General features: G+C 64.2%; 19 protein-coding genes. 8 read left to right on the top strand and 11 right to left on the bottom strand.

Features of this window, described 5'->3' with window-relative positions; genetic code table 11:
* Positions 1–83: 83 nt before the first annotated feature.
* From NLM32_RS16040 to NLM32_RS16025, 4 genes are all read right to left on the bottom strand, one after another.
* Positions 84–2,789, bottom strand: a complete 2,706-nt coding sequence (locus NLM32_RS16040) for a nitrate reductase (protein ID WP_254129913.1) — start codon at positions 2,787–2,789, stop codon at positions 84–86.
* Between the two features lie 15 nt (positions 2,790–2,804).
* Complete coding sequence (locus NLM32_RS16035) at positions 2,805–4,022, bottom strand: FAD-dependent oxidoreductase (protein ID WP_254129912.1); 1,218 nt, start codon at positions 4,020–4,022, stop codon at positions 2,805–2,807.
* Between the two features lie 10 nt (positions 4,023–4,032).
* Positions 4,033–4,461 (bottom strand): globin family protein, encoded by a 429-nt coding sequence (locus NLM32_RS16030; protein ID WP_254129911.1) that lies wholly within the window; start codon positions 4,459–4,461, stop codon positions 4,033–4,035.
* Between the two features lie 122 nt (positions 4,462–4,583).
* Positions 4,584–5,966 (bottom strand): MFS transporter, encoded by a 1,383-nt coding sequence (locus NLM32_RS16025; protein ID WP_254129910.1) that lies wholly within the window; start codon positions 5,964–5,966, stop codon positions 4,584–4,586.
* A 681-nt stretch (positions 5,967–6,647) separates the two neighbouring features.
* Between NLM32_RS16025 and NLM32_RS16020 the strand changes: the two genes are divergently transcribed.
* Together NLM32_RS16020 and NLM32_RS16015 are read left to right on the top strand one after the other, a co-directional pair.
* Positions 6,648–7,487, top strand: a complete 840-nt coding sequence (locus tag NLM32_RS16020; RefSeq protein WP_254129909.1) for a formate/nitrite transporter family protein — start codon at positions 6,648–6,650, stop codon at positions 7,485–7,487.
* A gap of 79 nt (positions 7,488–7,566) precedes the next feature.
* Entirely contained in the window at positions 7,567–9,300 is a 1,734-nt protein-coding gene (locus tag NLM32_RS16015; RefSeq protein WP_254129908.1) for a bifunctional protein-serine/threonine kinase/phosphatase, read from the top strand.
* Positions 9,301–9,315: 15 nt separating this feature from the next.
* On the opposite strand, the gene NLM32_RS16010 is transcribed toward NLM32_RS16015, so the two are convergent.
* Entirely contained in the window at positions 9,316–10,233 is a 918-nt protein-coding gene (locus NLM32_RS16010; RefSeq protein WP_254129907.1) for an intradiol ring-cleavage dioxygenase, read from the bottom strand.
* Positions 10,234–10,402: 169 nt separating this feature from the next.
* On the opposite strand from NLM32_RS16010, the gene NLM32_RS16005 reads away from it, so the two are divergent.
* The gene (locus NLM32_RS16005) at positions 10,403–11,677 is read left to right on the top strand and encodes a serine hydrolase (protein WP_254129906.1); all 1,275 of its coding nucleotides are present in this window, start codon (positions 10,403–10,405) and stop codon (positions 11,675–11,677) included.
* Positions 11,678–11,831: 154 nt separating this feature from the next.
* On the opposite strand, the gene NLM32_RS16000 is transcribed toward NLM32_RS16005, so the two are convergent.
* A complete protein-coding gene (locus NLM32_RS16000; RefSeq protein ID WP_254129905.1) occupies positions 11,832–12,065 on the bottom strand; it encodes a hypothetical protein in 234 nt (77 codons plus the stop codon).
* 138 nt (positions 12,066–12,203) lie between these two features.
* Between NLM32_RS16000 and NLM32_RS15995 the strand changes: the two genes are divergently transcribed.
* The 3 genes from NLM32_RS15995 (at position 12,204) to NLM32_RS15985 (ending at position 15,506) form a co-directional block, all read left to right on the top strand.
* Complete coding sequence (locus tag NLM32_RS15995) at positions 12,204–12,548, top strand: DUF1236 domain-containing protein (protein ID WP_254129904.1); 345 nt, start codon at positions 12,204–12,206, stop codon at positions 12,546–12,548.
* 341 nt (positions 12,549–12,889) lie between these two features.
* On the top strand, positions 12,890–14,347 hold the full coding sequence (locus NLM32_RS15990) for a sensor histidine kinase (protein ID WP_254135318.1): 1,458 nt from the start codon (positions 12,890–12,892) through the stop codon (positions 14,345–14,347).
* A gap of 16 nt (positions 14,348–14,363) precedes the next feature.
* Entirely contained in the window at positions 14,364–15,506 is a 1,143-nt protein-coding gene (locus tag NLM32_RS15985; RefSeq protein ID WP_254129903.1) for a mandelate racemase/muconate lactonizing enzyme family protein, read from the top strand.
* 13 nt (positions 15,507–15,519) lie between these two features.
* Here the strand turns inward: NLM32_RS15985 and NLM32_RS15980 are convergent, their stop codons facing one another.
* Genes NLM32_RS15980 through NLM32_RS15970 form a run of 3 tightly spaced genes read right to left on the bottom strand, consistent with a single transcriptional unit; the run spans position 15,520 to position 18,406 of the window.
* On the bottom strand, positions 15,520–15,984 hold the full coding sequence (locus tag NLM32_RS15980; protein WP_254129902.1) for a DoxX family protein: 465 nt from the start codon (positions 15,982–15,984) through the stop codon (positions 15,520–15,522).
* Positions 15,985–16,011: 27 nt separating this feature from the next.
* Positions 16,012–17,370: an MFS transporter gene (locus NLM32_RS15975; protein WP_254129901.1), complete on the bottom strand. Its 1,359-nt coding sequence runs from the start codon at positions 17,368–17,370 to the stop codon at positions 16,012–16,014.
* Entirely contained in the window at positions 17,339–18,406 is a 1,068-nt protein-coding gene (locus NLM32_RS15970) for an amidohydrolase family protein (protein WP_254129900.1), read from the bottom strand. The genes NLM32_RS15975 and NLM32_RS15970 overlap by 32 nt, the downstream gene beginning before the upstream one ends.
* 176 nt (positions 18,407–18,582) lie before the next feature.
* Between NLM32_RS15970 and NLM32_RS15965 the strand changes: the two genes are divergently transcribed.
* Both NLM32_RS15965 and NLM32_RS15960 read left to right on the top strand, forming a co-directional pair.
* Entirely contained in the window at positions 18,583–19,128 is a 546-nt protein-coding gene (locus tag NLM32_RS15965; RefSeq protein ID WP_254129899.1) for a MarR family winged helix-turn-helix transcriptional regulator, read from the top strand.
* A gap of 16 nt (positions 19,129–19,144) precedes the next feature.
* Positions 19,145–20,356, top strand: coding sequence for a 3-hydroxybenzoate 6-monooxygenase (locus NLM32_RS15960; RefSeq protein ID WP_254129898.1), 1,212 nt, complete (start codon positions 19,145–19,147; stop codon positions 20,354–20,356).
* 9 nt (positions 20,357–20,365) lie between these two features.
* On the opposite strand, the gene NLM32_RS15955 is transcribed toward NLM32_RS15960, so the two are convergent.
* On the bottom strand, positions 20,366–21,097 hold the full coding sequence (locus NLM32_RS15955) for a cytochrome c biogenesis CcdA family protein (RefSeq protein ID WP_254129897.1): 732 nt from the start codon (positions 21,095–21,097) through the stop codon (positions 20,366–20,368).
* Between the two features lie 208 nt (positions 21,098–21,305).
* A complete protein-coding gene (locus tag NLM32_RS15950) occupies positions 21,306–21,572 on the bottom strand; it encodes a hypothetical protein (protein ID WP_254129896.1) in 267 nt (88 codons plus the stop codon).
* Positions 21,573–21,971: the final 399 nt, after the last annotated feature.

Raw genomic sequence — 21,971 nt, 5'->3', positions numbered from 1 at the left:
GGCCCCGGCTCTGCTGCGCATCACTTCGTGCTGCGCAGCGTCCGGGGCACGAGACCGTCTTATCTGTCTTGAGAAGTGGAGCCCTACCCGGCCGCGCCCGCGAGCTTGGCTTGCTTCGCCGGCGCCACCTCGGTCGTCGCAATGAGCCGCTTCAGCTCGGGGATGCAGGAACCGCAATTGGTGCCGGCCTTGAGCTTGGCGCCGATCTCGGCGGCGGTACGCGCGCCTGCCGCGATGGTGTCGCAGATGGTGCCACGACCGACGCCGAAGCAGGCGCAGACGATCGGACCGGTTGCAGCAGCGCCTTCGCTGGACTTGCCTGACAGCAGCATGCGGCGCTGATCATCGGTGACGCGATCGGCGGCGAACACGCTCTTCACCACCTCCCAATCGCCCGCATCGTGCGCGGGGCCGACGAACAGACAGGTCTCGATGCGATCGCCCGCGAACGAGGCCGCGCGATAAACGCCGCCGCCGAAATCGCGGTAGTCGGCGACGTCCTCGCCGGCGAGCCCGTCGAGCCAGGCCGGCCAGCGCGCGAGGTCCGCATTGTCGGCGAAGAGATAGCCGAAGCCACCGGCGACGCTGACGCGGGTCCACAGCAAGCTTGAGGGCAGATCGAGCTGCTTCCGCGAGAGTGCAAAGCCACGGAAAACGTACTCATAGGGGGCGATCGCGGCCGGCGTCGCCTTCGATTCCGGCTGCCCGGAGAACGGGTCCGTGAACGGCGCGACCAGCGCACCGACGCGGCCGTGCGAGGCATTCGTGGCGCTCCAGTGGATCGGCGCGAACAGCGCACCGCGCTGCTGCCGCTCGCTGACGACGGCCTTCAGAATGCACTGGCCGTAATCGGTGGTGATACGGGCATAGCCGTCATGGACGATGCCGTATTTGTTGGCGTCGTCGGGATGAATCTCGACGAACGGCTCGGGCAGATGCGCGCCCAGCCGCTTGCTCAACCCCGTGCGCGTCATAGTGTGCCACTGGTCGCGGATGCGTCCGGTGTTGAGCCGCAGCGGACGCGACGGTCCGGTCTCGCTGCGGAGCGCCGGCACTTCCGGTGCGACGAAGCGGCCCTTGCCGTCATTGGTGAAGAAGCCGCCTCGCGCGAAGAAACGCTCGCCCGACGCCTCGCCCTCGCGCGCCGGCCATTGCACGGGCTTCAGGGCGTCGAAATCCTCGTCCGACAGCGACGTCAGCGCGCCGATGTCGAAATCGCGGCTGCCGTCGTTCTCGAACGCGGACAGCGCGGCATGCTCGCGAAAGATCTCGGCTGCGGATTTGTAGTTGAAGCTGTCGCCGAAACCGAGGCGTTTGGCGGTTTCGCTGAGGATCCACCAATCGGGGCGCGCCTCGCCGGGTGCGGGGAGGAACGAACGCTGGCGCGAGATGCGGCGTTCGGAATTGGTCACCGTGCCCGACTTCTCGCCCCAGGCCAGCGCCGGCAGCAGCACATGCGGGCCCGCATCGACCGTATCGTTGGAGAGCACGTTTTCGGACACGACGAACAGCTCGAGCTTCTTTAGCGCCTCGCGCACGAAGTCGGCATCGGGCAGCGACACGGCGGGGTTGGTTCCCATCACCCAGAGCGCCTTGACCTCGCCACGGTTGATCGCCTCGAACAGCTGCACCGCCTTCAGCCCCTCATGGGTGGCGATGCGCGGCGCCTTCCAGAACCGCCTGACGCGGTCGATGTCGGGCGGCGTGAAGTTCATGTGCGCGGCGAGCTGGTTGGCGAGGCCGCCGACCTCGCGGCCGCCCATCGCGTTGGGCTGGCCGGTGAGCGAGAACGGCGAGGCACCGAGCTTGCCGATACGGCCCGTCGCGAGATGGCAGTTCAAGATCGCGTTGACCTTGTCGGTGCCCTGCGCCGACTGGTTCACGCCCTGCGAATAGAGCGTAACGACCCGCTCGGTATCACGGAACATCTTGAAGAAGTCGGCGACGTCCTGCTCGGAGAGACCGGTCGCCAGTGCAGTCGCGGTGACGCTGCCGGCGATGTTGCGCGCGCGCGCCAGCGCATCATCAAAGCCCGACGTGTTCTGAGCGATGTACGCCTGATCCAGTGCGCCGCTGTCGGCGAGATGGACGAACAGGCCCGAGAACAGCGCGGTATCGGTGCCGGGCTTGAGGCCGAGGAACAGATCGACATCGCTCGCGGTGTCCGTGCGGCGTGGATCGATCACGATCATCCGCGCGCCGCGCTCCTGGCGATTTTTCAGCATGCGCTGGAACAGCACCGGATGGCACCAGGCCGCATTCGAGCCGACGAAGACGAGCAGATCGGCCTGGTCGAGATCCTCGTAGCAGCCCGGCACGGTGTCGGCGCCGAAGGCACGGCGGTGGCCGGCGACCGAGGACGACATGCAGAGCCGCGAATTGGTATCGACGTTCGCCGTGCCGACAAAGCCCTTCATCAGCTTGTTGGCGACGTAATAGTCCTCAGTCAACAACTGACCCGAGAGATAGAACGCGACCGCATCGGCGCCGTCGCGCGCGACGATGTGCTGCATGCGATGAGCGACGTGATCGAGCGCATCGCTCCAGGCAACGCGCTCCAGCACGCCCTTGCAGCGGATCATCGGATAGAGCAAACGACTTTCAAGCCCGACCGTCTCGCCGAGCGCAGAACCCTTCGAGCAGAGCCGGCCGAAATTGGCGGGATGATCGGGATCACCCGCAATCGCCGCGCCACCCGCGCCATCGGGCGTTGCGAGCACGCCGCAGCCGACGCCGCAATAAGGGCACGTCGTCTTGGTGGCGCGGAGATTCGGGTCGATCGCCGTCATATCAAGCTGCCTCCATCACGCCGCTTTGGAAGGAAGCGCGAGCGCGCGGCCGAACATCATGTCAGCACGGATTCCGGCGATCTTCTCGCGGGTGCGGATCAGCTCGAGATACCAAAGCGCATCGGCGGTATCGCCGATCAGCACGGCACCGGTGAGGCATCCGTCAGCGATCACGAGCTTCTTGTAGGTACCGCGCCGGCGGTCGGTCAGCACGAGGCTCTCGCTGCCCTCGCCGCCCATGAAGTCGCCGGCGGAGAAAACGCTGACGCCGGAGACTTTCAGATTGGTCGAGACCACGCTGCCCTGATAGGCGGCCGGGCGGCCACCGAGATGCCGCGCCAGCACACGGGCCTGCTCGTAGGCCGGCTCGACCAGGCCGTAACAGGTGCCGCGATGCTCGGCGCATTCGCCGAGCGCGTAGATGTCGGGCGATGCGGTCTGCATCTCGTCATTGACGACGATACCGCGATTGACGGCGATGCCGGCCTCCTTGGCCAGCGCGATGTTCGGCCTGATCCCGGCGGCGAAGATCACGGCATCGGCCTCGATGCGGCTGCCGTCGGCAAGCTCGACGGCTTCGACGTGGCGCTCGCCATGGATGCGTGCGGTCGAGGCATTGAGCAGGATGCGGATGCCCTTGCGCTCGACCAGCGTCTTGAGCAGATCGGCGGCCGGCCCATCGAGCTGGCGCTCCATCAGCCGGTCCATCAGATGCAGCAGCGTCACGGGCGCGCCTGCCTTGGCAAGGCCGTAGGCTGCCTCAAGCCCGAGCAGGCCGCCGCCGACCACGACGACGCGCTTTTTCGCGGCCGCCAGCGTCAACAGAAGGTCGACATCGCGGGTGTCGCGAAACGTGTGCACGCCGGCGAGATCGGCGCCCGGCACGTTGAGCCGCAGCGGCGTCGATCCGGTGGCGAGCACGAGCTTTGAATATTCCATGCTCTCTTCGCCGGCGATCTTCAGCTCGCGGCGGCCGGTGTCGATCTCGGTGACACGATAGCCGTAGCGCACGGTGACGCCGCGATGGCGCCACCAGTCTGCCGGACGGAGCTCGATCTCGTGCGAGCCGGTCTCGCCGGCCAGCACCGAGGAGAGCAAGACGCGATTGTAAGCGAGCCGCGGCTCTTCGCCGATCACAGCGACCGCATAGCGGCCGAGCGCGGTCTTGGCGAGCTCGTCGACCAGACGAGCTGCTGCCATACCGTTTCCGACGATGACGAGCGGTTCACTCACAAGGCATCTCCTATTCGGCGGCCTGCGCCTGCGGGCCGTAGGCTTCGGAAATCATGTAGCCGGACAGCACGCCATAGGCGTCGGTCCAGGCGGTGGCGAGTTCGGGCGTCCAGGCCTCGCCGAGCCCCTTCTCCAGGGTCCACAGCAGGGTTGCGCCGACCACGGGATAGTGCTCGGCCTTGGCGCCGTAGGCGACGTGACGCTTGGCGAGCGCGGAGGCCGCGGGAAGAATCGTCTCGAGGTTCGACAGGCCAGAGACGACAGCGGCGAGCATGCCCATCAGCTTCTTGCGCTGCTCGGTCATGTCCTCGGGAAACATCGCACGGACGGACGGCGCCACATCGAACAAGCGATCGTAGAACAGCACGGCGGCTGCTTCTGAAATCGGCGCGACCTTGGAAAAGCTTTGCTGCACGAGGGCGATCTGCTGGGGCGTCATGATGTTCTCCTGTCTGTTTCGGTCTGCCTTTGTCCGCGCCGTTGCGGAAAAAGTTCATGGGTCAAACGTCATCAGAGCGACCTCTCCCCGCGTACGGGGAGAGGCGTGTTTCATGCCAGATGTCAGACTCGCGCTTCGGCGAGGCTTGGCGCGCCTTCAGCCTGCGGGCTGCGACGCAGGTAGAACCACCAGGTCAAACCGAGGCAGACGGCGTAGAACGCGAGGAAGATGGCGAGCGCGAGCGACGGACCACCGGTCGCAGCGATCGACTTGCCGAAGCTGCTCGGGATCAGATAACCGCCGACGGCACCGACCGCGCCGATGAACCCGACTGCTGCGCCACTCTCGACGCTCGCCGTCTTCAACGCATCCGCACGCGCCGCGTCGCCCTTGCCGCGCACCCTGAACAGATTCTGCTCGCGGAAGATCGAAGGGATCATGCGGTAGGTGGAGCCGTTGCCGATGCCCGTCGTCAGGAACAGGATCAGGAACATCGCCAGGAAGCCCGTGAAATCCTTCTGCCCGACGAAGTAGAGCACACCGATCGTCGCCGCCGCCATCGCGAGGAAATTCCAGAACGTGATGATGGAGCCGCCGACCTTGTCGGCGAGCCAGCCGCCGAACGGACGCGAGAGCGAACCGAGCAGAGGACCGAGGAAGGCAATCGAGATCGTCACCGTCGGAAACTGCGTCTTGATCAGCAGCGGGAACGCCGCCGAGTAGCCGATGAAGGAGCCGAATGTTCCGATATAGATGAACGCCATGATCCAGGTGTGCTTGCGCTTGACGATCGCAAGCTGGTTCTTGATCGACGACTTGGCCGAGGTGAGGTTGTTCATGAAGAACACCGCCCCGAACACCGCGATCGCGATCGGCAGCACCCACATCAAGCCGGCATTCTGCAAGTACACGCCGCCGACCGGCGTTGCCTGGAACAGATTGATGACACCGAGCGTCATCAGGATCGGGGTCAGGAGTTGCACGCTGGAGACGCCGATATTGCCGCCGGCGGCATTGAGACCCAGCGCCGAGCCCTTCATCCGGTCGGGGAAGAAGAACGAGATGTTGGTCATGCTGGAGGCGAAATTGCCGCCGCCGAGGCCCGCGGTCGACGCGATCAGCAGCATCAGCCAGAACGGTGTGTCGGGCTGGCTCACGAAATAGGCGAGCGACAGTGTCGGGATGAACAGGATCGCCGCGCTGAAGATGGTCCAGTTGCGACCGCCGAAGGTCGTCACCGCGAACGTATAGGGGAAGCGCATCAGAGCGCCGATCAGGCCGGGGACGGCCACGAGTTGGAACAGTTCGTCGGTCGAATAGTGGAACCCCGCCTGCGGCAGCTTGGTCGCAACGATGCTCCAGATCAGCCAGACGGAAAAGCCGATATGCTCGGCCACGATCGACCAGATCAGGTTACGCCGGGCGACGGCCTTGCCGCCCGCATTCCAGAACGCCTCATCTTCGGGGCGCCAGTCAGAAATCCACGTCGGATTGCCTTCCTTCATTGGAAAAAGTCCCTTTCGCTAGGAAGCGGGACACCGACGGACGCGGAGGCGCAAAGATGCACGCTCGGGGAAGCCCCCGTTTTCGGCGGTGTCACGATTTGAATGATGCTCGTTGACGGCGTCGATGGCGTCGAAAGCTCTAATTCAAGCTCCGTGCCAAATCGGTCTGTAGTAAAAACACCAGCGATTTAAATGGCTTGAACGATATGATGAAAATATAATCACGCCTATAATTGCATCAAAAACTTGCGGACCGCTCATTTCTTGAATGCGGATTCGCCCGTTGATTGTGCGTCGCACAAGCGTTGGGCATGAGCCCGTTTTCGCGGCAGCCGATCGCGACAGATGCCGGATGCGACTTGCGCCTGGAGGCTATCTCACGTCCAGAGCGGGCAAATCTCCTTCGAAAGGCAGCCCGTCAGGCCAGATCGTCTGGCACATCGATTGCTTCCATTCTGCCTAGTCAACGATGACTGACAGTGAGCCGGAGCGTCGAGCCACCGAAGGCCACTGGGAAGCCTGTTCGCTGGTCCGCTAACGCGCGGTCATCGTGACGCTGTCCCTTTGCGCATGGTCCTTCACCGGTACGCACACCGTTCTACGGGACGCGAAAGCTCACTGGTTTGCCAGAACCGTCGATCCGGCACAGGCCGGCTCGATCACAGGAGCAAGGGAGCTGTAATGTCGTATCTCGCGCCTTCGGAATTCGTCACCAAGATGGTGGATGCAGGCGAATCCAAGATCTTCATGTCCACCCGGGATACAGTCATCCGCGCCTATATGGCCGGCGCCATCCTGGCGCTCGCCGCCTGGTTCGCCGTCACCATCAACGTCAACACCGGCCAGCCGATCGTCGGCGCCCTGCTGTTCCCGGTCGGATTCTCGATGCTCTATCTGCTGGGCTTCGACCTGTTGACCGGCGTCTTCGTGCTCGCCCCGCTCGCGCTGATCGACAAGCGGCCCGGCGTCACGCTCGGCGGCGTGTTGCGCAATTGGGGTCTCGTGTTCATCGGCAATTTCGGCGGGGCGCTCACGGTGGCCTTCATGATGGCCTTCGTCACGACGTTCGGTTTCACCCAGGATCCCGACAAGGTCGGCGCAGCCATCGGAAACATCGGTGAGGGCCGTACGCTGGGTTACGCGGCGCACGGTGCGGCCGGCATGGCGACGCTGTTCATTCGCGGCATGCTCTGCAACTGGATGGTCTCGACCGGCGTCGTCGGCGCAATGATCTCCACCACGGTCCCGGGCAAGGTGATCGCGATGTGGATGCCGATCCTGGTGTTCTTCTACATGGTGTTCGAGCATTCGGTCGTGAACATGTTCCTGTTCCCGTCGGGGCTGATGCTCCACGCCAAATTCTCGATCATGGACTATTTCATCTGGAACGAGATCCCGACCGTGCTGGGCAACCTGGTCGGCGGCCTCGCCTTCACCGGACTGACGCTCTACACGACGCACGTGCTGACGAAGCCGAAGCGCCAGCCGGCAGCCAACGCGTCGACCCGCGCTGCGGCCTGATTGGGCATCGACGAGGGAGCCTTGTCTGAGGGGGAGCTTTGCCTGCTAGGGTGAAGCTCCCTTTGCATTGGTGGCGAGGATGGGCCGAGGCTTGCGAATTTCGATCGGGCAGCACTCCGACAAGGGACGCAAGCCGGTCAACCAGGACTTTCACGGCGCGCTCGTCCCGGCCGAGCCGCTGCTGAGCCTGAAGGGCATCGCCGTCGTCCTCGCCGACGGCATCTCCAGCAGCGCCGTGAGTCAGGTCGCGAGCGAGTCGGCGGTCAAAAGCTTCCTGACCGACTATTACTGCACTTCCGAATCCTGGACGGTGAAAACGTCGGCGCGTCGCGTTCTGGAAGCGACGAACTCTTGGCTGCACGCGGAAACGCGGCGCAGCCGATACGCTTATGATCGCGACAAGGGTTACGTCTGCACCTTCACGGCCATGGTCGTCAAATCGACCATGGCCCACATCTTCCACGTCGGCGATTGCCGGATTTACCGCGTCGCCGGCAAGGCCCTCGAACAGCTCACCGAGGATCACCGGATCATCGTGTCGCCGGAGCAGACTTATCTTGGCCGCGCGCTCGGGATCAATCCGCAGATCGAGATCGACTACCAGGCGCTGCAAGTCGCGCAAGGCGACATCTTCCTGCTGGCAACCGATGGCGCCTACGAGTTCGTCGACCATCGCTTCATCACCGGTACGCTCGCCGCGCACTCCGCCGATCTCGATGCAGCAGCCCAAGCCATCGCCGAGGAGGCTTACCGGCGCGGCAGCGACGACAACATCACAGTCCAGATCCTGCGCATCGACGAGTTGCCGCAGACCGCGACATCCGACTTTTTCGGCGGCACACACGAACTGCCACTCCCCCCACTCCCGGAGCCGAGAGCGTTGTTCGACGGCTACAGAATCATCCGGGAGGTGCACGCGAGCAGCCGGAGCCACATCTATCTTGCGGTCGACACCGAGACCGAAGAGATGGTCGCATTGAAGATCCCCTCGATCGCTCTTCGCGACGATCCGGGCTATCTGAAGCGTTTCCTGATGGAGGAGTGGATCGCGCGCAGGATCGACAGCCCCCACGTCCTGAAGCCGCGCTCGCGGTCCAAGCGGCGCAACTATCTCTATGTCGCAACCGAATTCATCGAGGGGCAGACGCTGAGGCAATGGATGCTGGACAATCCGCGTCCCGATCTTGAGACCGTCCGCGACATCGTGGACCAGATCGCTGCGGGCCTGCGCGCCTTCCACCGCATGGAGATGCTGCACCAGGATCTGAGACCCGACAACGTCCTGATCGACAAGACCGGCACCGCGAAGATCATCGACTTCGGAGCAGTCAAGGTCGCCGGAATCGTCGAGGCGGCGGCAAATCCGGCTGATGCCGAAATCCTCGGCACGGTGCAGTACACGGCGCCTGAATATTTTCTCGGCGAGGGCGGCTCGCCGCGCTCGGACATGTTCTCGCTGGCGACCATCTGCTACCAGATGCTGACTGGCAGCCTGCCCTATGGCGCTCAGGTCGCCCGCATCAGGGGGCGATCGGACGCATGGAAACTCCGATATCGTCCGGCCGGCCACGATGACCGGGCCGTCCCCGTCTGGATCGACGGTGCGCTTCGAAAGGCGCTGCATCCCGATCCGAACAAGCGCCACGAGGACCTGTCCGAATTCGCCTATGAGCTCCGGAACCCCAATCCGGCCTATCTCAGCACACGGACGACGCCCCTGCTCGAGCGCAATCCGCTGCTGTTCTGGAAGCTCACCACCGTGATCCTGGCCTGCGCCGTCGTGGCCCTGCTCGCTGCGCTGCACGCGCGCTAGTAGGGCCGGTTCCGGTCAGGCCGGCTCGGCCGCCTTCGTCCCCAGCGGCTTCGGCGCGATCCCGCCGCCCGGCTTGAGGTGGAATTCATAGGTCATCAGGTGCCACTGCCCGCTCGCCTTGGTGCCGTCGGGCATCTCGCGGTCGTTGCGGGGCTCAACCTTGGCGACCAGGTCGTCCTTGACCCCGAACACCACGTCAGAATCGAGATATTTGTCGCCGTCCATGAAGACGTGGGTGATCAGCGGCTCGTAGCCCTTGGCGTTGACCAGGAAGTGCACATGCGCCGGCCGCATCGGGTGGCGCTTGGTCTGCACGATCATCTCGCCGACCGGGCCGTCCGTCGGGATCGGATAGCTGCACGGCAGAATCGTGCGGAAGAAGAAGCGGCCGTCGGCATCGGTGATGAAGCGCGCCCGCGCCGAGGCACCGACCTCGTCATAGTTCGCCTTCTGTGAATCGTAGAAGCCGTCATCGTCGGCATGCCAGACGTCGACGGGGACATTCGCGAGCGGCTTGCCCTCGAGATCGGTGACGCGACTCTGCACGAACATCCGTTCGCCCGTGAGATTGTTCGGCGAGATATCGGTGCCGTGGGCGGTGATCTTGTGCTCGCCGACATAGAACGGGCCGAGCACGGTGGTCTGGGTCGCACCATCGCGGTCGCGGTGGTTGACGGCATCGACCAGCATGGAGACGCCGAGCACGTCGGAGAGCAGGATGAACTCCTGGCGGGCGTCGGTGCATTTCTGGCCGGTGCGGGTCAGGAAATCGATGGCGTATTCCCACTCCTCGAAGGTGAGACCGGTCTTGCTCACGTAATCGTGCAGCGACCTCACCAATTCCTGGAGCAGGAATTTCGCACGCGGGTTTGGCGTGTTGTCGAAGCTTTTGACGACCGCTTCGGTGAGTTCGGTCTCGTTGAACTGGGTCATGGTGCGTTTGCCCTTGGCTTTTCTCGTTGGCCCACAAGAGATCCTTGGGGGCTCCCTGGAGGCGTTCCAGACTGGAGCCTACACCAACCGCCGGGCCAAGCGCGACCCGCTTGGAATGAGGGCGTCATTTCGGCTATCAACTTGCCGACAAAACTGCCCGGAGGAACCGATGCTCGCCCCTACCCCCGCCTCGCCCGAATCCGTGGGCATGTCCAAGGCCGCGCTCGACCGCGTCGATGCCCATCTGAAGAACCGTTATATTGACGCCGGCCGCTTCCCGGGCACGCATCTGCTCGTCTACCGCCGCGGCAAGATCGCCCACAGTTCGCTGCAGGGCCTTGCCGATGTCGAGCGCAAGGTGCCGGTCAAGGACGACACCATCTACCGCGTCTATTCCATGACCAAGCCGCTCACCAGCGTCGCCTTCATGATGCTGGTCGAGGAAGGCCTGGTCGCGATCGACGAGCCCGTTGCGAAATATATTCCCGAATGGAAGAATCTCGGCGTGTTCGTCGCCGGCACTTCGCCGAACTTCCTGACCCGGCCGCCGGCCCGGCCGATGCTGATCGTCGACCTCCTGCGCCACACCTCGGGGCTGACTTACGGCTTCCAGCAACGCTCCAATGTCGATGCGGCCTATCGCGCCGAGAAAATCGGCGAGGTCGAGAAGTCAGGCACGCTCCAGGGCATGATCGAGAGCCTCGCCAAAATCCCGCTGGAGTTCTCGCCGGGTGAGTCCTGGAACTACTCGGTCTCGACCGACGTGATCGGCTATCTCGTCGGCAAGATCTCAGGGATGCCCTTCGAGCAGTTCCTGAAGCAACGCATCCTCGATCCGCTCGGCATGACCGATACCGATTTTTACGTGCCAGCCTCGAAGGCGCACCGCTTCGCCGCCTGCTACAACGCCGATCCCGCCGGCGGATTCACCTTCCACGCCGGCCAGCGCCGCGAGGGCCTGACGCTCCAGGACGACCCGACCAAGAGCTCGTTCCTGTCACCGCCTTCCCTCATCTCCGGCGGTGGCGGGCTGTGCTCGACGATGGCGGACTATCTCACCTTCTGCCGTGCGCTGCTGAACGGCGGCGAGCTTGGCGGCGTGCGCCTGATCGGACCGAAGACGCTGGCGCTGATGACGAGCAATCACATTCCGGGCGGACAGTCGCTGCCGGAAATGTCGCGCTCGCTGTTCTCCGAGGCAAGCTACAACGGCATCGGCTTCGGTCTCGGTTTTGCCGTGACAATGCGCCCGGCGGAGACGCTGATTGCCGGCAGCCCCGGCGAATATAATTGGGGCGGCGCCGCCACGACCTCGTTCTGGATCGACCCGGCCGAAGAGCTGATCACGATCTTCATGACGCAGGTGCTGCCGTCGAGCGCCTACCCGCTCCGCCGTGAGCTGCGCAGCATGGTCTACGCCGCGATCACCGAGAGCAATCTCTGACGTTCCTGACATTTGTTGCATCGGGCTCCGCGAGTCATCGGGGAGCCCGATGCTACTCTGCCTAGTGGAAGTGGCCGATCAGATAGATGCCGCCGCCGACAACCAGCACGGCCGGCACGGCCCACAAGATCAGAACCGGCATTTGTCGTCCTCCTCAGTTTGACGTGCAGACCTTGACGGTCTTCATGCCGCTCTCGGCCTCGGTGCGCGACTTGTAGATCGTGCCCGAGGGACTGACGACGGTCATCGACGTGTCCATCGGCTTCTTGTCGACGACGGTGCACTTCTTGGTCTTGACGTCCTGCACGACGTAAAACTCGTCGGCAGCGAACGCCGGCAGGGAAAACGCAGCAATCATCAATGCTGCGGTTGCGATCCTCAGCTTCATTCTCTCCTCCTCCAATTGCCGGGCTTCCGCGCCCGGTCGAAACACGAACGGGAAAAACTAGCAATTTGTTCCTAAGCAGCAGGAACGCCGTCCGACGTAAGAGGTTGACGCCGCGCTTATCTCGAGGAGGAGGACAAAATGAAGAAGCTGTTCCTGCTATCTGCTGCGGCGCTGATGATCTCGACCGGCGCGTTCGCGCAATCCACCGTGGTGACCACGACCGGAACCGGTCACGCCGCGGCAATTCAAATCGAGCCGCAATACCGGACGCGGATCAAGTCCTACGTCACCGAGCATCACCTGCGGCCGGTGACGACGAAGGAGAAGATTATCGTCGGCGCGACGGTTCCAGGCGATGTCGAGCTCGAGGCGGTCCCGGCCGATTGGGGGCCCTCGCTTACGCAATATCGCTACGTCTACTCCGGCGAACGCGTGATGCTGGTGGATCCCGGCACACGGACGGTCGTGCAGGAAATCGACTGAGACGTAACGGATGGGCGGCCGCCCCGGCAGCGGTCGCCCTCTCGGAGTTGATCACATGACATCGCATCGAGAAGCCCGGATCGCCGGCCTCAGCCTGGCGGCCGTCTACGCCGTGTGCCTGCTGCTTACCGCCATCAGCATGAGCTGAAGCGTTGGCGGCTGCGCTGCAAAATCCCATGCCCAAGTCGGCACCGCCGGATGCAAAAACCATGGCGCGGCGCGGGTCCTGCCCGTATGGTTCGACAAAATCATAAATCCGGCGCCACAGCGCCGGAACCGGGACGCCCGCGTTGTCAAAGCTCACCCTGCCGGTCCGGCTCGCTCTCCTGGTCACGGGAACGATGTTGCCGCTGATCGTTTTCGCCGTCGGCCTCGCTTATTCCAACTATCGCCAGGACCGCAGCGACGCCACGCGCCGCGTGCTCGAGACGGTGCGAAGCATGCGCCTCGTGCTCGATTCCGAGGTCCAGCGGATGACGGGCGGCCTGCAGGTGCTCGCGCTCAGCGAGTCTTTGCGCAAAGGCGACTTCGAGAGTTTCCGCCGCTCCGCAGTCGGGTTCATCAACCAGTATGGCGAGGACAGCGTCCTGCTGCTGGCCGACAAGTCCGGGCAGCAGCTGTTCTCGACGCTGACGACCGACACGGCGAGCCTGCCGCCGCGCAACAACCGCGACATCGTCGAACGGGTGTTCGCGAGCAAGACGCCGCAATTTTCCGATCTGTTCACCGGCTCGTCCAAGAAGCGGCCGATCGTCACGGTCGAAGTCCCGGTGCTGCGCGACGGCGAGGTCGTCTACGCGCTCTCCTTCAGCCCGCCGATCGACATCTTCCAGCATCTGGTCGAGCGGCAGCGTCCCGACGACCAATGGACCGTCTCGCTGCTGGACAGCAAGGGCGTCGTGTTCGCGCGCACTCCCAACCCGAATGAGACCTTCGGCAAGCAGGCCTCGCCGTCGCTGTACGAGGCGATGTTCCGCTCACCCGAGGCGGCTCTGTCGAGCGTGTCGCTCGATGGCGTCGCCCTCGCCTCGGCCTATACGCGCTCGCGGCTGACCGGCTGGACCGTCGCGGCCGGTGTCACCGAGAGCTCGCTGATCGCGCCGCTCTGGCGCAACATCGCGATCACCAGCCTGATCGGCGGCGTACTGCTGCTGGTCGGCCTCACCTTTGCAGTGAGGATGGCGACCACGATCGCGCGCGGCGACATGCTACACAATCTGCTGATCGAAGAGCTTAATCACCGCGTCAAGAACACGCTGGCGCTGATGCAGGCCATCGCGGTGCAGACGTTTCGCAGCGCCAGCCGCGACGAGCGGACCAAGTTCGAGGGCCGGCTCGGCGCGCTCGCAGAAGCGCACAATCTCCTCAGCCAGGAAAAGTGGGCAGGATCGGAGCTGAGGGACGTGATCGCCCGCGCGCTGCGGCCATTCCTGCTGGCCAATCCCGACCGCATCCGGATGGCCGGCCCCGCGGTTCCTTTGTCGCCGCGGCTTGCGGTCGTGCTCTCGATGATCGTGCACGAGATCGCGACCAACGCCGCGAAATACGGTGCGCTGTCCAACGAAACCGGCCGGGTCACACTGGACTGGGAAATCATTGCCGACGCGCCGAAGCCGCGGCTTCGACTGATCTGGACCGAGATCGGCGGCCCGCCGGTGACGGCGCCAGTGCAGCGCGGTTTCGGCTCGCGCCTGATCGAGCGCAGCGCGCGGGACCAACTCGGCGGCGAGGCAACGGTGGACTTTTTGCCGCGCGGCGTGGTCTGCACGGTGACATGCGCGCTGGATGAGGAGCGCTGAACGGGGGACATCGGCGATGAAGATCACAAAAATTCGCACGCACATCCTCGAGGCAAAGCTCTCGCAACCCTTCGCCTATTCGCGTGCCTGGTACGACAGCCGCACCGCGATGCTGGTCGAGATCGAGACAGACGCCGGCCTGACCGGCTGGGGCGAGTGCTACGGGCCGGCACGGATGACGGCGGCCGTGGTCAGCAGCGTGGCACCGTGGCTGGTCGGCGGGGATCCCCTGCGCACCGACGTGCTGTGGCAGACGATCTATGCCCGCCTGCGCGATCACGGCCAGAAGGGCGTCGTGATCCAGGGCCTGAGCGGCATCGACATCGCGCTGTGGGACATCAAGGGCAAGCATTTCGGCGTGCCCGCACATCAACTGCTGGGCGGCGCCGCGCGCAAGGAAGTGCAGGCCTATGCGACCGGGCTCTACCGGCGAAGATCGGGTGATCCGCTCAAATATCTGCCGGAGGAAGCGGCCGGTTATGCCGCGGAAGGCTTCCGCGCCGTGAAGCTGAAGGTCGGCTTCGGCATCGCCGAGGACGCCGCCGTGACGCGCGCCGTGCGCGAGGCAATCGGCGACGATGTCGCGCTGATGGTCGACGCCAACCACGCCTATGATGCGGTCGCCGCGATCCGGCTCGGCCGGCTGATCGAACCCCACGACATCGGATGGTTCGAGGAGCCGGTACCGCCGGAAGATGTCGCGGGCTATCGCGCCGTGAAATCCGCGCTGACAATTCCGATCGCCGGCGGCGAGTGCGAATTCACGCGCTTCGGCTTCCGCGACCTGTTTGCTTCGCACGCGCTCGACATCGCCCAGCCCGACACCTGTGCGGCCGGCGGCCTCACCGAATGCAAGAAGATCGCGGACATGAGCGAGGCGTTCGGCATCCGCTACAATCCGCATGTCTGGGGCACCGGGATTGCGATCGCGGCCTCGCTGCAGCTCCTCGCCGTGTTGCCGTCGCACACGCCGACATCGCTGGCACCGCTCGAGCCGCTGCTGGAATTCGACCGCACCGAGCATCCAATCCGGCAGGCGATCTTGAAAGAGCCGATCGAACACGCAAACGGCGTCGTTCGCGTGCCCGAGGGCCCTGGGCTCGGCATCGAGATCGACCGCGAGGCGCTGACGCGCTTCGCGATCGGCTCGTCAACTTAACGTCCGCTGGGGATCACGACAGTCCGGGAACACCATTGGGCCCGGACTTCAGGGCCGCCTGCGCGCTATAGGCCCCCGGTCCGTAAGTCGCGATCATCGCGAGAGCCCCGAGCAGGCCGAGATTCTTCAGGAAGTTGATGGTCTGCATCACGACCTGAGCTTCCGGCGCGGCCCAGAAATTGTGGAACATTAGCGTGGCCGCGATGGTGAACGGAATCAGGATCGCCGCGGCAGGCCGCGCGAACAGGCCGAGCAGCAACGCCGCGCCGCCTCCGAGTTCGACCGTCAGTGCCCCCGCGGCGAGCAACGCGCCGAAGCCGTCGGCGCCACCAGGCAGCCGGCTCGCCGTCGCAGTGAATGCCATCACCTTTCCGACGCCGCTATAGAGAAACAGCGGCGCGATCGCGACGCGCGCGAACAGAAGCACCCAGCTATCGAGCGGGCTTGCGGTATCAGCGGAACGGGTCGAAGTCGGCATGTCCTGTCTCCTGTGGTGAATATCTCGTCATTCCGCCGGCGCAACATCCGCGCGCGGCAGGCGGTTGGCCGCGGCGATGCTGAGCGATCCGATCGCCAGCGCACCGACGATCGACGCGCCGCCGATCGCCCAGAACACCGCATCCGGGCCGCCGGTGACCTGCTGCAGCAGGCCGATGACATAAGGCCCGAGAATCGCACCGACGCGGCCGATACCCAACTCCATCCCGACGCCGCTGGCGCGGAAGCAGGTCTCGTAGGAACCCGCGGTGAAATTGTTCAGCACATGCTGCGCGCCGATGATGCAGAAGCCGGCAATCGCGACGATGGCGAGATTGACGCCGTGACCGCTGACGAAGACGAGCGCCAGCACGGCAATGCCACCGGTGATCCACCAGGTCGCGAGGTAGCGGGGCGTCAGCGCAAAATTGCGGTCGGCCAGCATCGCAAGCGTAAGACCGCCGATGAAGGACATCGCCTGCATCAGCGCGCCGAAGCCGAAGGAAGCCGCAAAAGTCTCGCCGCGTTTCAGCATGACGGTCGGAATCCAGCCGGTGAGGCCGAAGATCGCAAACAGCGTTAGGAACGCCGTGAACCAGATGGTCAGGGAGACGCGGCGATAGCGCGGGCCCAGCAACGCGCGGATCGTGCTCCCGGAAACCTCGCTGTCGACGGCTGCGAACGTCGCGTCCCGATAGGTCGCCGCCCGCTCCGGTCGCAGCCGCGCAAGCAAGGCACGCAGCTCCGGGACACGCGCGCGCGAAGCCAGGAAGCGCGGGCTCTCGGGCAGAATGGCGTGGGCCACGAAAGTCAACGGGATCGACAGCGCACCGACATAATAGAGAATCTGCCAGCCATGTTGCGGTGTCAGGAACACACCGACGAGACCGGCCGCGACGCCGCCGAGCGACCAGCCCAGCGTCACGCCCCACAGCGAGAACGTGTTGCTGACGCGCTTCGGCGCGAGCTCGTTGATGAAGGTCGTCCCGAGCGGCAGCAGCACGCCGAGACCCAGCCCGGTGGCGAAGCGCAAGGCGCAATAGCTCCAGAAATCGCTGGCCAGCATCGCGGTCAGCAATGTGAAGATGTTGACGATCCACAGGCCCGCCAGCAGCGTGCCGCGCCGGCCGAAGCGATCGGCGATGCTGCCGTGGCCGATTGCACCGAACAGGAAGCCGAACAGACCCGAGCTCACCAGAAGCCCCGCCTGACTTGGCGCGAGCCCCCAGGGCTGCATGACATAGTGGATGACATAGGCCGGATTGAAGGTGTCATAGCCATCGAACAGTGTGATGAGCGTGATCAGGATTCCGAGCAGCTTGTGGAATGGACCGATCGCGGCGCCGGATAGCTCCTCATGCACGTCGATTTCGGGCGAGATGCTCACGGGTATCCTCCATTGGAATTGATGATGTCTTCTGCTCTGCGGCAGATTGAATTGTCGTCGCGCCGAGCCCGAACAAGGCGCGGGCGTTGTCGCGGCCGATCTTGATGCGATCTCCTTCGGAGATCGTCGCGGTGTCGAACCATTCGGCGGCGTGGTCGATGTTCTCGAACGGCCAGTCGGCGGAGAACAGGATGCGGTCGGCACCGATCTCGAGCATCGCGTCGATCAGCGCCTGGGTGCGGAAATTGCCCGACGTTGTGATGTAGAAATTCTCCCGGAAATAGTCGGCGATCTTGCGCTGCGCCGGATAGGTATTCTGGGTCCGCATCCACTTGTTGTGATTGTCGACCCGCCACATCGAGTAAGGCAGCCCCTCGCCCATGTGACCGAGGATGATCTGCAGGTTCGGATAGGCGTCGAACAGGCCGGAGCCCATCAGGCGCAAGGCATGCACCGCGGTTTCCTGACCGAACGCCCAGGTCGGCCCCAACAGCCAGCGATGTCCCCCGTAGATCGCCGCGTCCTTCGCCAGGGGATTGCGCGGGTGCAGATAAAAGGGAACGCCGAGGCGCTCGGCTTCCGCCCAGAACGGCCAGAACTCCTTGCGATCGTAATAGATGGCGTGATCGGTGCCCGCGAGCTCGCTGAAGCCGTTGACCAGCGCGCCACGAAAGCCGAGCGTGCTGACGCAGCGGTCGAGCTCGCGCGCAGCGCCTTCCGGATCCTGCATCGGAAGCGCCGCAAGCCCCTGAAAACGGTCCGGCCGCCTTGCGACCTGCTCAGCGAGAAAGTCGTTGGCCCTGCGCGACAGGTCCAGAGCACGATTGCGATCCGGAATCGCCTGCACGGCCGGTGCGTTCAGCGACAGCAGCATCAGCTCGATGCCATGAGCGTCCATCTCGGCGAGACGCCGCTCATGGATGTCGAGCAGCCGCGCCTTGAGCTCGATCCAGTCCCGGGCTGGCGCGAAGCCCGCGCTGTCCTGGACGGTGTCCTCCATCGCGAAATGCTCTTCGAGCGCGATCTTGCCCTGCATGACGTCGTTCCTTCGGCTTGCTTTCGGCGTTGACAATGCAAAGCACCTGATCCAAATACTTGTCAATGAGAAAGTTGCATTTGCAAATGATTGAAACGCAAATATTGCACATGCGAAGGTTGGCGCTTAATCCGGGCGGAGCTGTCCTGCCAGGACCCAAGCCCGGACCTAAACTCATGTATCGATTTTCGAATTCGCTTCCCTATCTGCTCGCTCGGTTGGGCGTCCGCATGGGCGACCTGTTCACGCGTGTGATACGTCACGAGAAGTTGACGCTGCCGATGTACCGTGTGCTGGCCGCGCTGTCGGAGCAGGGCCATCCGTTGCGCCTCGGCGAGATCGCCGAGCTCACGTCGGCCGACGTATCCACGCTGTCGCGCATCGTCGCGGAGATGAGCCGCACGGGCCTGTTGACGCGCGACCGACCGGAGAATGACCAGCGCAGCCTTCAAGTCGCGTTGACGCCCAAGGGCGCGGAGCTTGCCGGACGGCTGATGCCGCTCGCCGCCTATTATGAAGAGGTCGTCACCGGCAGCATGTCCGCCAAGGAGGCGGTCGAGCTCAAGCGCGTGCTGGTCGATCTCTACCACAACATCGATCGGCTCGAGCAGGAAGTCGAAGCCGGTTTGATCAGCGTCGCGCCGCCGGCCAAGTCGAAGGACGAGCGCGCCGAGACACGCGGCAAGGCGAGCCTACCGCGCGGAAAGACATCAAGGAAATAGAGAAACAGGAGAGGACATGCGACAGGATCCCATCATCATTGCGGGCGGCGGCATCGGCGGACTTGCAGCCGCAATCGCGCTGGCGCAAAAGGGTTTCCAGGTCACGGTCCTCGAGCGCGCATCGCGCTATCAGGAGATCGGCGCCGGCATTCAGCTCGGTCCCAATGCATTTCACGCCTTCGATCGTCTTGCGCTCGGTGATGCCGCGCGCGCGATTGCCGTCTTCATCGATCAGCTCCGCTTGATGGACGCGATCTCGGCGGAGGAGATCACCAATATCGATCTGACCAGCTATTTTCGCCGGCGCTTCGGCAATCCCTATGCCGTGGTCCACCGCGGCGATTTGCACGGCATCTTCGTCCGTGCCTGCGAGGCGGATGCGAACATCACACTGCGAACCGACTGCGATGTGGTCGGCTACGAGCAGATTGGCACACGCGCCACGGCCCTGCTCAAGTCCGGTGAGCGCATCTCGGGATGCCTGCTAATCGGCGCCGACGGGCTGCGTTCCCGCATTCGCCAGCAGATGGTCGGCGACGGCGCGCCGCGGATCGCCGGCCACACCACCTATCGCTCGGTGATCCCGACCGAAGAGATGCCGGAGGATCTGCGCTGGAACGCGGCGACGCTGTGGGCCGGCGCCAAATGCCACCTCGTGCACTACCCGCTGTCAGGCTGGAAGGTGTTCAACCTCGCAATCACCTGTCACAACGATCCCGCGGAGGCGTTCGCGGCCAGACCCGTGACCCATGACGAGGTGCTCGAAGGTTTTCGCGACGTGCATCCGCGCGCCAAGGCGATCATTCATCACGGCAAGGACTGGAAGGCGTGGGTGACCTGCGATCGCGATCCGACCGATCGCTGGATCGACGGGCGCGTCGTGCTGCTCGGCGACGCCGCGCATCCGATGCTGCAATATTTCGCGCAAGGCGCCTGCATGGCGCTGGAGGATGCCGTCGCTCTCGCCGACGAACTCGATGCCGCCGAAGGCGACCCCGCCCACGCGCTCGAGCGATACAGGAATGCGCGACTGCTGCGCACCGCACGCGTCCAGCTTGGGGCGCGCGAGCTCGGCGACCACGTCTATCATCCCTCAGGCGTCCACGCGCTGCTGCGCAATCAGCTCATGCGCGAGACCAGCCTGGAGCGCTTCTGCGAGAACCTCGCCTGGCTCTATCAGGATCCGTTCTCGGAGCGACCGTCGGACGTGACAAGAAAGATCGCGTAGGCCTCGGCGCTACCCGATCGTCTGCAGCGCCGGAAAAGTTTCCAGCAACCAGATGCTCACATTGGAGACCGCGCCGGTGAGAAAGCCGATTCCGGTGATGACCATCAACACGCCCATGGCACGCTCGACATTGACGAGCTGGCCTTTCATGCGCGCGAACAGTTTCGAGAACTGCTCGATCATCAGCGCCGCGATCAGGAAGGGAATGCCGAGACCGGCCGAGTAGACCGCCAGCAGCCCTGCGCCCTTCGTCACGGTCGCCTCGGCCGCGGCAATCGAGAGGATCGCGGCGAGGATCGGGCCGATACAGGGGGTCCAGCCGAACGCGAAGGCGAGCCCCATCACATAAGCGCCCCAGAGGCCGACAGGCCTGGGCGCGGTCAGGCGCCCCTCGCGCATCAACAGGCCGATCCGCGTCAGCCCGAGGAAATGCAGGCCCATGATGATGATGACGATGCCGGCCAGGATCGACAGCTCGGCCGACCAGGCGCGGATCAGCCCGCCGATCAGCGAGGCGCTGGCACCGAGCGCCACGAACACCGTGGAGAAGCCGAGCACGAACAGCAGCGCCGCCATCATGATCGCGCGCTTGGAGGCCCTGTCAGGCTCGCCGCTCTCGACATGCTCGATCGTGGCGCCGGTGAGATAGATCAGATAGGGCGGAACCAGAGGCAGGACGCAAGGCGAGAGGAAGCTGACGAGGCCGGCAATCAGCGCGGCCGTAATCGAAACATTTTGCATGATGCAGTCGGAGCCATCCCGGGCCCTCGGGCAGCGCGCGGGAAATGCGCACACAACCGGAGCCGAACCGGCTCTGGTGTAGCCGATGCCGGGGAATGCGCAACAGAGGCGCGATCAAACCAGGGCTCCTCCCGATGCCGTCTGCGATCACAGATGCGGCATCGGGACGCGCACAAACCTCGCCGAAAAGCGAGATTCGGCGGCGCGGCTACTTCACCACGCGGAGCAGCGGACGCCGGGGCTGGTCCTGCGTCTGCTTGGAGGGGGGCAGCGGTTCGCTGGCAGCGCTCCGCAGCATTTCGTCGCACAGCGCCTTGAGGTCGGCACCGTCAATTCCTTTGAGCTTCATCCTGACATCGAGGATGACGATCGAGAGCAGCTCAGCCGACTCACGGCTGTTGCTCTCATTGAGAACCTTGCGGCACTCCTCGAGCGTCTCGAGCACCGACTGTAGCTGTTCGTCTGAATGCGACACGGCGTTCTTTCCGTTAGTTCGGGCTACGAGACGTGCTTGATACGATCCCCTTCGCCCCCAAAGCGAGCCGAGGATAACATGGGGAGTCCGCGCCCTCGAAGATGATTTCAATGTGTTTCTGCGCCGAAACCACTGTTCCAGACGGCATCGCTAGGCGACGCAGGTCGGAGCGATCAAAGCTGAAACGTTTGGGCCTGCGCGATCGATCCATCCCGCGAGCGCACGCGGCATTTCGCACGCTACCCTCCGGTCCACATGGACCCGGCAATCCCGCAGCCACGGTAAGGCTCGCAACGGAACGCACGACTAACCCCTCTTCCGGGCAACAATTTGCCCGATTCCCAGACCTAAGCACACTAAAATACCACCTCGGGCGCGGTAAGTATGGCGTTCAAAACT

The sequence above is a fragment of the Bradyrhizobium sp. CCGUVB14 genome (genome assembly GCF_024199935.1).
GTDB lineage: Bacteria > Pseudomonadota > Alphaproteobacteria > Rhizobiales > Xanthobacteraceae > Bradyrhizobium.
Note: the sequence above shows the minus strand (reverse complement) of the source record. Positions and strands in the feature narration are given on the sequence as shown.

Excerpts from the sequence above, each read along its gene's own strand:
- NLM32_RS16040 (WP_254129913.1), bottom strand. The coding sequence starts at position 2,789 with ATGACGGCGATCGACCCGAATCTCCGCGCCACCAAGACGACGTGCCCT.
- NLM32_RS15995 (WP_254129904.1), top strand. The coding sequence starts at position 12,204 with ATGAAGAAGCTGTTCCTGCTATCTGCTGCGGCGCTGATGATCTCGACC.
- NLM32_RS15985 (WP_254129903.1), top strand. The coding sequence starts at position 14,364 with ATGAAGATCACAAAAATTCGCACGCACATCCTCGAGGCAAAGCTCTCG.
- NLM32_RS15955 (WP_254129897.1), bottom strand. The coding sequence starts at position 21,097 with ATGCAAAATGTTTCGATTACGGCCGCGCTGATTGCCGGCCTCGTCAGC.
- NLM32_RS15990 (WP_254135318.1), top strand. The coding sequence starts at position 12,890 with ATGTTGCCGCTGATCGTTTTCGCCGTCGGCCTCGCTTATTCCAACTAT.
- NLM32_RS16030 (WP_254129911.1), bottom strand. The coding sequence starts at position 4,461 with ATGACGCCCCAGCAGATCGCCCTCGTGCAGCAAAGCTTTTCCAAGGTC.
- NLM32_RS16020 (WP_254129909.1), top strand. The coding sequence starts at position 6,648 with ATGTCGTATCTCGCGCCTTCGGAATTCGTCACCAAGATGGTGGATGCA.
- NLM32_RS16010 (WP_254129907.1), bottom strand. The coding sequence starts at position 10,233 with ATGACCCAGTTCAACGAGACCGAACTCACCGAAGCGGTCGTCAAAAGC.
- NLM32_RS15965 (WP_254129899.1), top strand. The coding sequence starts at position 18,583 with ATGTATCGATTTTCGAATTCGCTTCCCTATCTGCTCGCTCGGTTGGGC.
- NLM32_RS15960 (WP_254129898.1), top strand. The coding sequence starts at position 19,145 with ATGCGACAGGATCCCATCATCATTGCGGGCGGCGGCATCGGCGGACTT.
- NLM32_RS16000 (WP_254129905.1), bottom strand. The coding sequence starts at position 12,065 with ATGAAGCTGAGGATCGCAACCGCAGCATTGATGATTGCTGCGTTTTCC.
- NLM32_RS15970 (WP_254129900.1), bottom strand. The coding sequence starts at position 18,406 with ATGCAGGGCAAGATCGCGCTCGAAGAGCATTTCGCGATGGAGGACACC.
- NLM32_RS15980 (WP_254129902.1), bottom strand. The coding sequence starts at position 15,984 with ATGCCGACTTCGACCCGTTCCGCTGATACCGCAAGCCCGCTCGATAGC.
- NLM32_RS16025 (WP_254129910.1), bottom strand. The coding sequence starts at position 5,966 with ATGAAGGAAGGCAATCCGACGTGGATTTCTGACTGGCGCCCCGAAGAT.
- NLM32_RS16005 (WP_254129906.1), top strand. The coding sequence starts at position 10,403 with ATGCTCGCCCCTACCCCCGCCTCGCCCGAATCCGTGGGCATGTCCAAG.
- NLM32_RS16015 (WP_254129908.1), top strand. The coding sequence starts at position 7,567 with ATGGGCCGAGGCTTGCGAATTTCGATCGGGCAGCACTCCGACAAGGGA.